A 13605-nucleotide genomic window follows, 5' to 3' on the forward strand; every position below is an offset into this window, starting at 1 on the left:
CCACCGAGGCGCCCTTGCTCCGCCCCGTCGCACGCCGCCATCGTCGGATGCGGCGGACGAAACCCCGTACGCCGCATCCCCCGGCGCGTGAACCCCCGCGCGCCACCGTTCGAGGAGATTTCTTCATGGCAGCAGTGCGCACCACCAAGCGAAGGATCGCCGGAGCGATCGCCGCCGCCACGACCTTGGCTCTCGCGGTCGGAGCAGGAGCGGCCTTACCGGCGCAGGCGGCCCCCGCGCCCGAGGGCAGAATCCTGCACGCGGGAGCGGTCGAGGCGGTCCCCGGCAGCTACATCGTCACGCTGAAGGAGGCGGCCGGGTTCAGCGCCTCCGCGACGCAGGGCAAGAAGCTGATAGCGGGCTACGGCGGTCAGATCGAGCGCACCTACACGTCGGCGCTGAACGGGTACGCCGCCAAGCTCAGCAGCGCCCAGGCCAAGCGGCTCGCCGCCGACCCGGCGGTCGCCTCGGTCGAGCAGGACCAGAAGGTCCACTCGACCGCCACCCAGACCAACGCGCCCTGGGGCCTCGACCGGATCGACCAGACGAACCTGCCGCTGAACGGCACGTTCACCTATCCGGACTCCGCCGGCGGCAACACCACCATCTTCGTCCTGGACACCGGCGTGCGCATCACCCACCAGGACCTCGCCGGCCGGGCCGTGAACGGCTGGGACTTCGTCGACAACGACGCCGTCGCGCAGGACGGCAACGGCCACGGCACGCACGTCGCCACCACCGCCGCCGGAACCCGGTACGGCGTGGCGAAGAAGGCCAGGATCGTCGCCGTCCGGGTCCTCAACAACAGCGGCTCCGGCACCACCGCCGGGGTCATCGCGGGCGTCGACTGGATCACCGCCAACCGCACCTCCTCCTCCGTCGCCAACGTCTCGCTCGGCGGCGGGGTCAGCACCACCCTGGACAGCGCGGTACGCCGGTCGATCGCGGCCGGAGTGACGTACTCCATCGCGGCCGGCAACTCCAACGCCCCGGCCTCCAACTACTCGCCCGCCCGGGTGGAGACCGCGCTCACCGTCGGCGCCACGACCCGCACCGACGCGCGGGCCAGCTACTCCAACTACGGGCCCCTGGTGAACCTCTTCGCGCCGGGCTCCGACATCACGGCCGGCTGGGCCACCTCGGACACCGCGACCTACACCGGCAACGGCACGTCCTTCGCGGCGCCGCACGTCGCCGGCGCGGCGGCGGTCTACCTGACGAACCACCCCGGCGCCTCCCCGGCCGCCGTGGGCAACGCCCTCGTGAACGGCGCGACCAACAACGTCCTCAGCGGCGTCGGAACCGGCTCCCCGAACAAGCTGCTCAAGCTCGTTCCGTGAAGCCGTGAAGCCGTGAAGCCGTGACAGCGGTGAAGCCGTAACAGCAGTGACAGCAGTGACAGCAGTGACAGCAGTGACGCGACAACGCGGTGACGCGTGACGCGATAGCGCCTTGACCCGGTGCTCAACGGCCGGTGGCCGTGCGGGGAGCGACCTCCCCGCACGGTCACCGGCCACACGTCGTCCCGGAGGACACACAGCAGGACACACAGCAGGACGCACAGGCCGCACAGGCCGCACAGCAGGGCGTACGCAGGGTGAGCGGGCCATGCGGAAGGTCACGCTCCGTACAAGGGGTCCGGGCACACCCGGGGGCCATGCGGTCTGTGGTGCGGTGATGCGGCCGGTCGAGGGGCTGCCGCTGTGCCGTTCGCGTGTTACGGACGGGGCGTGTGGTGCCTCACCACCCCCTGGCACATGCCCCAGGTCGCAGCCTCCCCAGCCGAATTGAGGCGCCGGTGCACCGAGCACCGCATCGGCGGGCAAGCCGGTGTCCGGAGCACCTAGGCATGTCACCCGTCCGGCCCGCACCGTGGTCCACGAAGGCCCCAGAAGCGCCGCCGAAGAGGAAGGTACAGGGATGAGTTCTGCTGCTCTTTACACAGACAACCGATCATCGGGCGAGCAGCACCGCCTGGCGCTCGACGCGTCCGGGGCGGAAGACATCGTGCTCGGCGAACTCGGAGCACGCCTGTTCCTCTCCCTGCCGCGCAGCGACCAGCGCCGGCGGGGCATGCACTACCTCCAGGCGCTGATCGCGGCGGAGGGCCGCAAGTCGATACGGAACATCGCCGCCGTCCTGGGCGGCAGCGCCACGGAGCAGAGCCTGCACCACTTCGTGGCCAGTTCCACCTGGGGCTGGTCACCGGTCCGCCGCGCCCTGGCCGAGCACGTGGTGCGGGTGGCCCCGGCCCAGGCGTGGGTCGTGCGGTCCATGGTCATCCCCAAGGCCGGCGAGAACTCGGTCGGGGTGGAGCGCCAGTTCCTCCCGTACACGGGTCAGGTGCTCAACGCCCAGCACGCGGTGGGGGTGTGGGCCGCCTCCGAGGCCGGCAGCTTCCCCGTCAACTGGCGTCTGCACCTCTCCGACGCCTGGCTGGAGGACGGTGCCCGCCGGACGCAGGCGTCCATACCGGACACCGTGGCCCCGGAGTCGCCTGCCGACTGCGCCCACGAGGCCTACCTGGGCATGATGCGGGACTGGGGTCTGCCGGAGCGCCCGGTGGTGCTCGACGGCCACGCCGCCGACGCCGCGGACGCGGCGGCCACCGTGCGGTCGTACCACGCGGCGGGCGTGCAGGTGCTGGCCCGGGTGCCGGGCAACACCCGGCTGGACGTCACCGACCCGCTGCTCCGCGGCCGGATCGCGGCGTCGACCGGGCACCAGATCATGGCGGCCGCCCGGGAGCTGCGCCGGCCGGTGGCCTGGCGCGGTCACGGTCCGGGGAGCCCGGCCCGCAGGGGCCTGGTCGCGGCGGTCCGGGCCCGGTTGGCGAGTCCGGTGCGGGTTCCGGGCCGCCACGGTGGCGACCTGGTGCTGCTCGGGGTGGGCGAGCAGGGGCGGGCCTGGCCCGCCGAGCTGTGGCTGACGAACATCACGCACCTCGCGCCCACCGAACTCCTGCGGCTCACCCGGCTCGTCGACCGGGTGGACCACGACTTCCGGGAGATCGCCGAGCGGGTGGGCATCCGCGACTACACGGGGCGCTCCTTCGCCGGCTGGCACCGCCACGTCACCCTCGCGTCGGCCGCGCACACCGTCGTCGCCCTCAGCCGGATGGGCGACGGGGCCCGCGTCCTGTGCTGAGGCCCAGACCGGTGGCCGGCCCGTTCGGCGGGGACGCGGCCGATCGGACGGTTCACTCACCGTCCCGGTCAGCCCGGCCCGGCCCGGTCGGCGGTGGCGCGGCCGATCGGACGGCCAACTCACCGTCCCCGTCGGCCCGGCCCGATCGGTGGGGACGTGGCCGATCGGGTGGTTCACTCACCGTCCCCGCCGGGCCGGGAGCTGCCGGGGTGTGGTTCCGGTCCCATCAGGGCGGAGCGCATCCGCCGGAGTTTCAGGGCGAGTTGGACCTCCAGGGCCCGGTCGGGGTGCTGCCACCCCTCGCCCAGCAGCTCGCTGACCCTCTCCAGCCGGCGGGCGACGGTATTGGGGTGCACGTGAAGCGTCTGTGCCGCGTGGGTGGGGGAGCCGGAGGCGTTGAAGAAGGCCTCCAGCGTTTCGGTCAGCTGGGTGAGCCGCTGGTCGTCGTAGCGGGCCACCGGGCCGATCACCGAGTCGATGAACGCGTCCACGTCATGGTCGTCGGAGACCAGCAGCCCGAGGAACCCCAGCTCGGACGCGGCGGCCGACCGGCCGGACAGGCCCAGCGCGGACATCACCTCCAGGCAGCGCAGCGCCTCCAGGTAGCTGCGGTGGATGGGGCCCGCGCCGGAGACCGGGCCGGCGGCGCTGACCGTCACCAGGTGCCTGAGCAGCGGGGAGAGGTCGTTGTGCACCTCGCGGGCGACCTCGGCCGGGTCGGTGCCGGGCAGCAGGAAGACCACCCGGCCCGCCTGCTCCGACTTGAGCCCGTCGTTGCGGTGCGCGTAGGAGGAGGCCCAGATCATCGCCTTGCGCCGGGCGTCGCCGACCGGGCTGGCGACCACGACGACGTACGACTCCTCCAGGGCGACGCCCAGCTTCCGGGCCCGCCGGTCCAGCTCCCGCGTGGTGCGGGTGCGGTTGACGAGGTCGTCCAGGAAGCCGTCGCGGGCCTGGCTCTCCAGCATGATGCCGTGGCTGTTCTGCCGCAGCATCAGGACGGCGATGGCCTGCGCCACCAGGCCCAGCAGCCGGACGCCGGACTCCCACAGCGGGCGTTCGGCGCGCAGCAGCACCGCGCCCAGGTTCTCGTCGCCCATCATGACCGGGGCCGCCCACAGGGAGCTCTTGACCCGGACCGCCCTGCCGGCGGCGTGCGCGTCCATCATCGCCCGGGGTATGAGGAGTTCGTCGTCGAGCCGGGTGCCGGCCAGCACCGTGCCGTCGCCCGCGCAGATCGTCAGTACGCCGCCGAGGCCGTCGGCCGCCTCCTCGGCCAGGCTCTGCAGGTCGCACCCGGAGAGCACCTGGGACATCAGGACCTCGTGGATGTCACCGACCTCCTGCCACTGCCGGTGGCCGGCCTCCGCCTCCTCGGTGCGCCGCCGCAGCCTCTCCACCTCCGCGGCGGTCCGGTCCATCAGCCACGCCTTCTCGATGACGGCGCCCGCGAGATCGCCCAGCGAACTCATCAGGGACACCTCGTCCGCGGAGAAGTGGCGGGGCTCGCGGTCGGCGACGTGCAGCACCCCGAACGGCCCGCTGCCGTGGCACAGGGGGACGGCCATGATGCCGCGCAGCTCCTCCGCCCGCACCATCTCGTCCAGCCGCTCGTGGTGGGGGAAACGCGCGTCGCCGAGGTAGTCCGCGCTCCAGAAGGGCGCCGAGGTGTTCAGGACGTCACTGCTCCCGGCCCCGTGCGGGATCAGCATCCCCACGTGGAACGAGGACACATGCCCGTCACTGGCCTCGACCCGGGCGGTGCCCTTCTGCGAGGTGAGCAGGGTGATGTAGGAGATGTCCGCGCCGAGCAGCATCCGGGCCCGGCGGGTGGTCACCTTGAGGAGCGTCTTGAGGTCGCAGGGGGCGGACAGCTCGCGGGCGATGTCCACCAGCGCCGACAGACTGGATTCGCGCTGCTGGCGGCGGTCGAGCTGGGAATAGATGTGGAGGCCAAGCTTCCGCGCATTTTCCAATCGGTCCAATTGCGGTCCCGGCATTCCCGCGGAACGGGCCCGGGTAAGGAGCGATTCGAATCGGTCGGGCGGTGCGTCGGAGGCCAATAACTCCAGTACGGCTACGGCGTCGACGTTCGCCTCAGCTTCGTGTCTCAACACGTGATCCCCCGTTGTGCGGCCCGGCAACGTCTCTGGTCAGCGGCCCTGGTGCGGCCCACGCGGTCGCGTCGCCACTCCGCCTCCTGCACCGCTCAGAAGCGTAATGTCCCCTGATCTTCAGGGGGAGGTGGTCCGAGCACCGTAGAACGGCTCGGAGTGGTGGGCAGCACACTTTCCGCTTTGTTCGCGGGCGGGGTCAGCGGTGGCCGGGCGCCCTTGTGGGGCGCGTACCAGGGGGTCGGGGCAGTGGCCCACGACGGCTTGCGACGGAATAGTACGGGAAAGTGAACACTTTCCGTAGAAACCGTCGGAGCCGTGTGTTCTTCCGGTGGAGAGATCAGGCCGGGTCAGGTCAGATCAGGTCGGGTCAGGCCGGGTCAGGTCAGGTCGAGGAGTACGAGTTCCTGGCGCGAGCCCACGCCGAGCTTCGGATAGGCCTTGTAGAGGTGGTGCTCGACCGTGCGCGGGCTGAGGAAGAGCTGCGCGGCGATCTCCCGGCTGCTGCTGCCGTCCTTGGCGAGCCGCACCACCTGGAGCTCCTGCGGGGTGAGCCGGTCGATCAGGTTGTCGGCCAGCATGCGCGCGGTCACCATGTGCTCCCCGGACGCCTGGAGTTCGGCGCCGGCCCGCCGCATCCAGGGCTTCGCCTGGAGCCGCTCGAAGGTGGCCATCGCCGAACGCAGCACGCCGCGCGCCTCGTTGCGCCGCCGGGCCCGGCGCAGCCACTCACCGTACAGGAGCTCGGTGCGGGCCCGCTCGAAGGGCCGGCCGGATCTCTCGTGCAGGTGCAGCGCCTGCGTGTAGTGCTCCGGCCGGTCGCTCAGGAGCGCCCGGCACCGCAGGACCACCGCCTGCGCCCAGTGCGCGGTGGTCGCCGACGCCTGGGGCCGCGCCCCGGCTCGGGCCCAGTTCTCGAAGTGGCGCATCGCCTCCTCGGCGCGCTCCGGCTGCCCGAGCCGCACCGCCGCCTCGATCTGGTCCGCGGCGGTGGACAGGGACAGCCAGGTGTACCGCTCGGGGCCGGGCGGCGGCGGGCCCAGCCGGGTGAGGGCCGAGTCGAAGTCGCCGAGGCCCAGGTCGAGCAGGACGCCCGCGCAGTCCACCCCGGTGCGCAGCGCCGCCGGGGTGGCGTCCGTGAGTTCGCGGACGCGCTGGGCGTCGCCCTCGACGGCGGCGATCCGCGCGCGCACCGCGCCCAGCCGGGCCAGGCGCCGGCGCATCCCGGTGTCCCGGGCGATCTCCTCGGCCTCCGTCACCGCCGCCTCGGCGTCCCGGTGGCGTCCGGCCAGGACCTGGTTCTGGGCCAGGACGTCGAGCGCGTACGGGAGTTCACCGATCAGGGCCTGCGAGCGGCACCACCGCACCTCCGCCGCGGCCAGGTCGAGTGCGGCCTCGTCGTCGCCGAGGATCGTGCCGCAGGTGAGCGCGAGCATCCGCACGGCCTGCTCCTCGACGTCACGGGTGTCGGGTGCGTCGAGCCGCTGGTCCAGGAACCGGGCGAGCAGCGGCAGTCCGTGCTCGGCGTCGTCCTCGCAGAGCCGCTCCACCCCCTCGACCAGCGGATCGGTGCACCCGCCCGCCGCGAGCCGGCCGGCCGCGGCGCGCACCGCGTCCCCGTCGCCGGCCAGCCAGCCGTAGGCGGCGGCGGTACGGATCAGGCCGGCCGTCCGGGGGGTGGCGGCGTCCCCGACGCGGGCCAGCAGCCCGTGGGCGGCCTCGCTCTGGTCGCCCAGCTCGTAGACGACCGCCGCCCGCACCGAGGCGATCTTGGCCCCGACGGCCGGGTCGTCCGTCAACGGGTCGGCCTCCTCGGCGAGCCGGCCCCCCTGCGCGGCGTGGCCCGCGGCGAGGGCGAGCGCGGCCGCGTCGGCCAGCCAGGCGGCGCGCTGCCGGGCGTCGGTGCTGATCCGGGCGGCGTGCCCGTACAGGCCGGAGGCCGCGGCGTAGGCGGTACGGCCCTGGGCCCGGCCGGCCGCCGCGGCCAGCTCCAGGGCCACCTCCTGGTCGGGCCCGTGGGCCACCGCCAGCAGGTGCCGGGCGCGGCAGTCGGGGTCCTCCGCGGCCTGGGCCAGGGCCCGGTGCACGGCCATCCGGCGGGCGAGCACCGCCCCCTGGTACGTGGCCGAGGCGATCAGCGGGTGCCGGAAGGTGACGGTCCCGTCCATGACGTACATCAGGCAGGCCCGCTCGGCCTCCTCCAGGTCGCCGAGGCCCACGCCCAGCAGCTCCGAGGCCCGCAGCAGCAGGGGCAGGTCGCCCCGCCCCTCGGCCGCCGCGACGAGCATCATCAGCCGGGTGCGTTCCGGCAGTCTGCCGATCTGCTGACGAAAGGCCGAGAACACGCGGTCCGCGACCGGCAGAGGGACGTGCTGGTGCGGCCGGTCACGCAGTGCGGAGTCGAATTCGATGAGCGCGAGCGGGTTGCCCGCGGACTCGGTGATGATCTGGGAGCGCAGCGCGGGGGCTCTGCCCCGGTCGGCCAGGAGACGCGAGGAGTCCTCGAAGTTCAGGCGGGGCAGCCGCAGTTCGGGGATGCCCGGGGCGGTGAAGCCGTCGTCCCGGCCGGCCAGCACGATCGCCACGCCCTCGGCAGCGAGCCGGCGGGCGGCGAACAGCAGGGCCTCGGCCGTGGCCTGGTCCAGCCACTGGGCGTCGTCGACCAGGCACAGCACCGGCCCGTCCTCGGCGAGGTCCGCCAGGAGGGTGAGCACCGCGAGCCCGGTGATGAAGCGGTCCGGTCCCCGCTGCTCCTGGCCGGTGCCCAGGACCGCCCGTAAGACCGCGGCCTGCGGCTCGGGCAGCGCGTTCAGGCGGTCCTGCACCGGCCACAGCAGCTGGACGAGGCCGCCGAAGGCCAGATCCGCTTCCGGCTCGATGCCGGTGACCCGTATGATGCGCAGCTCGCGGTTGTCGTCCCCGCCGTCCTGGACCGCCGTCTCGGCGAGCCAGTCGAGCAGGGCCGTCTTGCCGATACCCGCCTCGCCGCGCACCAGAAGAGCACCGCTGTATCCGGCACGGGCCCCGGCCACCAGCCGTGCCAGTCGCTCCTGTTCGGTGGTTCGCCCGTACAGCACCGACGTCCCCCTCCACCCGCTCCAAGATCAGACCGCATGCCATCGGTATACGGTCCCATGTTACGTACCCGTGAATACGTACCCGGAGCAGTAGAGACTACGGATTCCCGGGGCGAGCGCCGCTCCTACCGTTGTGATCAGGACACCCGCCGATGATCACAACGATGGAGGAGACCATGGACGAGCTGTTCGCGCCGCTGCGAGTGGGCAAGATGACCCTGCCGAACCGCCTGGTGATGGCACCGATGACGCGCAGCCGCTCCGCGGACCGCTCCGTCAACGCGCTCACCGCCGACTACTACGCCCAGCGCGCCGGGGCCGGTCTGATCATCACCGAGGCCATCCAGCCGAGCGTGATCGGCCAGGGGTACATCGACACCCCGGGTCTGCACTCCCCGGAGCAGGCCGAGGCCTGGCGGCGCGTGACCGACGCGGTGCACGCCGCGGGCGGGCGGATAGTGGCCCAGCTCATGCACTCCGGCCGGGTCGGCCACCCCAGCCTCTACCCGGACGGCGCCCTTCCGGTCGCGCCCTCGGCCATCGCCACCGGCGGGCAGATGTTCACCCCCGACGGCATGGTCGACCACCCCGTCCCCCGTGAGATGACCCTGGACGACATCGCCCGGACGGTGGAGGACTTCGTCTCCTCCGCGAAGTACGCGGTGGACGCCGGGTTCGACGGGGTGGAGCTGCACGGGGCCAACGGCTACCTGATCCACCAGTTCCTCGCCGACGGCTCCAACCACCGCACCGATGTCTACGGCGGCTCGCTGGAGAACCGGGTGCGGTTCGCCGAGGAGGTCACGCGGGCCGTCAGCGACGCCATCGGGTCCGAGCGCGTGGGCATCCGCATCTCCCCCGGATCCACCATCGAGGGCATCAGCGAGAGCGACCCGGCCGAGCTGTACCGCGCGCTGATCCGCGCGCTGGCGCCGTACGACCTCGCCTACGTGCACGTCATGGAGTTCGGCCACCGCGAGGTCACCGAGCTGATCCGGGCCGAGTGGCCGGGCACGCTGATCCTCAACCCGCACAAGACCGGCACCGAGGGCCCCGTGAACGCCGAGAGCGCGCTGGAGGTCCTTCAGGACGACCTCGCCGACGCGGTCAGCCTCGGCGCGCTCTGGCTCGCCAACCCCGACCTCCAGCGCCGCATCCGGGTCGGCGGCCCGTTCAACACGGCGGACTCGGCCACCTACTACGGCGGCGACCACCGCGGCTACACGGACTACCCCACCCTGTCTGCCTGATGGGCCGACCGTTGACGGCCTGACGCGCCGGCACCACCGAGCCCTTCCGGTGCCGGCCCGCGCAGGCGGAGCCGACGTACGTCCCATCCCTCACCCCTTCGAGGAACGATGAGTGACTCTCTCGCGGGTCCGGGCACCGCGCGCCCCGAGGGCGCGGACCCGGCACCCGACACACCCCGTATCCCCACCTACTGGCTGGGGTTGATGGCCGGACCGCTCTCGTTCGGCATCGCCGCCCCCGCACTGGTCCTGGACGACATCGCCCGCGACCTGTCCACCACCACCGGAACCGTCACCTGGGGCGTGACCGCCTTCGGCTGGGGCATCGCGGTGGGCACCCCCCTGATGACCGGCCTGCTGCGGCACCGCGGGGCACGGGCCGCGCTCAGCGCCTGCGGGGCGCTGGTGCTGCTCGGCGCACTCCTGGTGCTGACCGTCCCGGTGCTGCCGGCCGTCATCATCGGTTGCGCGCTCCAGGCGCTGGGCACCGCCGGTCTCACCTCCATCGCGATGAGCCTGACGAGGACGGCCCGCTCGATGGGGTTCATCACCGCCACGCTCGCGGTGGTCGGCTCGACCGGGCCGCTGGTCGGCTCGCTGGTCAACGACGCGATCAACTGGCAGGCGGTCCTCGCCCTGCCCGCGCTCAGCCTGATCGGTCTGCTCGTCGTCATCGGGCGGGTCTCCACCAGGCCGACCTCGACCGCCGCCTTCGACGGGCTGGGCGCGGCGCTGCTCACCGCGGTGGTCACGGCCCTGGTCTTCGTCCCGCACTACCCGGCGGTCGCCGGGGTCCTCTCGGTGCTGACGATCGCCGCGCTCGTGTGGCATCTGCGGCGCAGGCCGCAGGGGTTCGTGCCGGCGGTGGTGGTACGCAGCCCCGTCTTCCTGATCTCCTCGGCGCTGGCCCTCGTGCTCGCGGCGGTCAACTTCGGGCTGATGTTCGCGGTGGCCGACGCCCTCCTGGACCACACCTCGTGGTCGAGCGGCAAGATCGGCGTGGCCATGGTGTGGCCGATGCTGCTGGGCGGTGCGCTCTCCTGGGGGGTGGTCGCCCTCTCGGCCAAGGTGGGCCGGCAGCCGGTCGTCATCACCCTGGTCGCCCTGAGCGCCGTCGGGGTGGTGCTGGCCTCGGTGAGCACCGTGGCGGTCCTGCTGCTGCTCGCGCAGGCCCTCACCTCGATCGCCGCCTCCTCCGGACAGGGTGTCTTCGCGGTGCACTCCGCCAAGGCGGTGCCCGACGAGGAACGGCCGCACGCGATCGGTCTGTTCAACCTCTGCTACCTGCTCGGTGTGGCCTTCGGGCCGGCGATCGTCTCGCTGCTGTAGACGTTCGAAGAGTCAAGGACTGGAGCCCCGGCACCTGGTGCCGGGGCTCTTTCCGTGGTGCGGGCGAGCCCCGCCCCGCGACGGTCGCATGGGCCAACTGCCGTTACAGCAGGAGGAGTTCGCGGGGGGTAATCCGTCAAGTCCGTGCCGCTGGACGCGGGTAGACCTGATGGAATCCGCGTCACCTGACGAATTGCTCCGCCGTTGGTTGGCTCTCGTCCGGATCCGGCCCAGGATCGGTACCCGGACCAGGGCGGGACGGCCGCCCCCTGCCGACCCGCGGGCCCGGTTCGTACCGGTACCGAGCGGCGCGGGACGACCCGGACGCCGCCTCGTCACCTACGCCGCCCCCGACGGGCCCGCCGACGCCGCACCGACTCACACCCGACAGCGAGCGTTCCCCGCTCGCGCCATGCGACCGTGGAGGCACCAGTGGACAACGTCGTGTCCGAGATCCGGATCAGGCCCGCACTCCAGCAGCCGGAGTGGCCTGATGCCGAACGTCTGGAGGACGTGCGAAGAGCACTGTCAGGCCGACGGGCCCTCGTCCGGTTCGAGGACGTCCAGGCCCTGAGGCAGGTCCTCGCGCAGGTGGCCCGGGGCGAGGCACAAGTGGTCCAGGCCGGGGACTGCGCCGAGGACCCGATGGAGTCCAGCGCGGGGTACGTGGCCCGGAAGGTCGCCGTGCTCGACCTGCTGGCCGGGGCCATGAAGATGGCCTCGCACCAGCCCATCGTGCGGATCGGCCGGATCGCCGGCCAGTTCGCCAAGCCCCGATCGCAGCCGACGGAACGGATCGGCGGCGTCGAACTGCCGGTCTACCGGGGCCATATGGTCAACTGCCCCGAACCCGCCCCCAAGGGCCGCATCCCCGACCCGGCACGGCTGCTGACCGGCTACGACGCGGCGGACGAGATGATGGGGCACCTGGGCTGGGGCGGCGGCGGCCGTGAGGCCGCCCGGTCCATCGACCCGCTGGTGTGGACGAGCCACGAGGCGCTGCTGCTCGACTACGAGCTGCCGATGCTCCGCCGGGACGATTCGGGTGCCCTGTGGCTGGCCTCCACCCACCTGCCGTGGATCGGCGAGCGCACCCGGGCGCTGGACGGGGCCCATGTGGAGCTGTTCTCCGCCATCGCCAACCCGGTGGCCTGCAAGGTCGGCCCGTCGATGACCGTCCCGGACCTGCTCGCCCTGTGCGAGCGGCTGGACCCCTCCCGCACGCCCGGCCGCCTCACCCTCATCTCCCGGATGGGCGCGGACACGGTCGGCGAGCGGCTGCCCACCCTGGTCGCGGCCGTCCGGGCGGCCGGGCACCCGGTGAGCTGGCTCTGCGACCCGATGCACGGCAACACCGTGACCACCGACGAAGGGCTCAAGACCCGCTACCTGGAGCAGGTCGAGCGGGAGGTGCGCGGCTTCCTCACCGCGGTCCGCTCGGCCGACGGCACGGCCGCCGGCGTCCACCTGGAGACCACCCCCGACGACGTGACCGAGTGCGTGCGCAACGAGACCCTGGCCCACCAGGTCGGCGAGAAGTACACGAGCTTCTGCGACCCCCGGCTCACCGCGTCCCAGGCGGTCTCGGTCATCTCCGCCTGGCGCGGCTGAGCCGGGCACCGACCCGGGCGCGTCCGTGACCGAGTCGTAGGGCCTCTGCGAACGCGTACGCCCTCTACGGACCTGTGCACCCCTACCAACCTGTACGCCGCATCCCTACGAATCCGTACACCCCACGCACACCCCTCAAGCACCCGTACAGCTACGCACCCGTACAGCTACGCACCCGTACGTCCCTCGTACGAAGGAGAGTTCAGGTGGAAGAGCAGACAGCACTGGTCACCGGGGCCGCCGGCGGCATCGGCGCGGCCGTGGTCCGGCTGCTCGCCGAGCAGGGCACCACGGTGGCCGCGGTCGACCGGGACGGCGGCCGGCTGACCGACGAGGTCGCCAAACTCCGCGCGGAGAACCTGCCGGTGACGGCCTTCCCCGTCGACGTGTCCGACAGCGCGGCCGTGAACGACATGGTCGCGGCCGTGGAGGACCGGCTGGGGCCGGTGCACCAGCTGGTCAACGCGGCGGGGGTGCTGCGCCTCGGTCCGGTCAGCGACATCACCGACCAGGACTGGCGGAGCATGCTCGACGTCAACGTCACCGGCGTCCTGAACGTCTCCCGCGCGGTCGTCAACCGGATGGTCCCGCGCGCCCGGGGCGCGATCGTCACGGTCACCTCCAACGCGGCCGCCACCCCCCGGGCGGGCATGGCCGCCTACGCCGCGTCCAAGGCCGCCGCGACCCTCCTCACCAAGTCGCTCGGGCTGGAGGTGGCCCAGTACGGCATCCGCTGCAACACCGTGGCGCCCGGCTCCACCGACACCCCGATGCTCCGCTCGATGTGGCACGACCGGGAGGCCGAACAGCACACGCTGGACGGTTCGCCGGCCGCGTACCGCGTCGGTATCCCGCTGCGCCGGATCGGCCGCCCCGTCGACGTTGCGCAGGCGGTGGCGTTCCTGCTGTCCGACCGGGCCTCGCAGATCACCCTGCACGACCTGACCGTGGACGGAGGCGCATCCCTGGGGTCCTAGGGGGTGCCCGGAAGGGCGCCCCCGACCCGTACGGCCCCGCCCTCGCCGGGCCCCAGGTACCGGCCGACGACCCGAACACGACCACTCCCGAAAGGAAACA

Annotated in this window: 8 protein-coding genes; 6 read left to right on the forward strand and 2 right to left on the reverse strand. The window is 72.7% G+C overall.

From position 1 onward, the window contains the following. The first annotated feature begins 125 nt into the window (after nt 1-125). Nucleotides 126-1340 carry a S8 family peptidase gene (locus tag AB0917_RS05385; protein ID WP_366818129.1) on the forward strand — a complete coding sequence of 405 codons (1215 nt, stop codon included), beginning with the start codon at nt 126-128 and terminating at the stop codon, nt 1338-1340. A 580-nt stretch (nt 1341-1920) separates the two neighbouring features. Further along, nucleotides 1921-3147 (forward strand): transposase, encoded by a 1227-nt coding sequence (locus AB0917_RS05390; RefSeq protein WP_366818130.1) that lies wholly within the window; start codon nt 1921-1923, stop codon nt 3145-3147. 173 nt (nt 3148-3320) lie between these two features. Here the strand turns inward: AB0917_RS05390 and AB0917_RS05395 are convergent, their stop codons facing one another. Continuing rightward, entirely contained in the window at nt 3321-5123 is a 1803-nt protein-coding gene (locus tag AB0917_RS05395; protein WP_366818131.1) for a helix-turn-helix domain-containing protein, read from the reverse strand. 518 nt (nt 5124-5641) lie between these two features. Further along, nucleotides 5642-8338 (reverse strand): AAA family ATPase, encoded by a 2697-nt coding sequence (locus AB0917_RS05400; RefSeq protein WP_366818132.1) that lies wholly within the window; start codon nt 8336-8338, stop codon nt 5642-5644. Nucleotides 8339-8502: 164 nt separating this feature from the next. On the opposite strand from AB0917_RS05400, the gene AB0917_RS05405 reads away from it, so the two are divergent. The 4 genes from AB0917_RS05405 to AB0917_RS05420 all read left to right on the forward strand — a co-directional run bounded on the left by AB0917_RS05405 (nt 8503) and on the right by AB0917_RS05420 (nt 13505). Next, nucleotides 8503-9588: an alkene reductase gene (locus AB0917_RS05405; protein WP_366818177.1), complete on the forward strand. Its 1086-nt coding sequence runs from the start codon at nt 8503-8505 to the stop codon at nt 9586-9588. 108 nt (nt 9589-9696) lie between these two features. Further along, nucleotides 9697-10917 (forward strand): MFS transporter, encoded by a 1221-nt coding sequence (locus AB0917_RS05410; protein WP_366818133.1) that lies wholly within the window; start codon nt 9697-9699, stop codon nt 10915-10917. A gap of 432 nt (nt 10918-11349) precedes the next feature. Continuing rightward, the gene (locus tag AB0917_RS05415; protein WP_366818134.1) at nt 11350-12528 is read left to right on the forward strand and encodes a 3-deoxy-7-phosphoheptulonate synthase; all 1179 of its coding nucleotides are present in this window, start codon (nt 11350-11352) and stop codon (nt 12526-12528) included. 206 nt (nt 12529-12734) lie between these two features. Beyond that, on the forward strand, nt 12735-13505 hold the full coding sequence (locus tag AB0917_RS05420; RefSeq protein ID WP_366818135.1) for a 2,3-dihydro-2,3-dihydroxybenzoate dehydrogenase: 771 nt from the start codon (nt 12735-12737) through the stop codon (nt 13503-13505). The last annotated feature ends 100 nt before the right edge of the window (nt 13506-13605 follow it).

Origin of the sequence: Streptomyces sp. NPDC007346 (assembly GCF_040703535.1) — a bacterium.
Classification (GTDB): Bacteria; Actinomycetota; Actinomycetes; order Streptomycetales; family Streptomycetaceae; genus Streptomyces.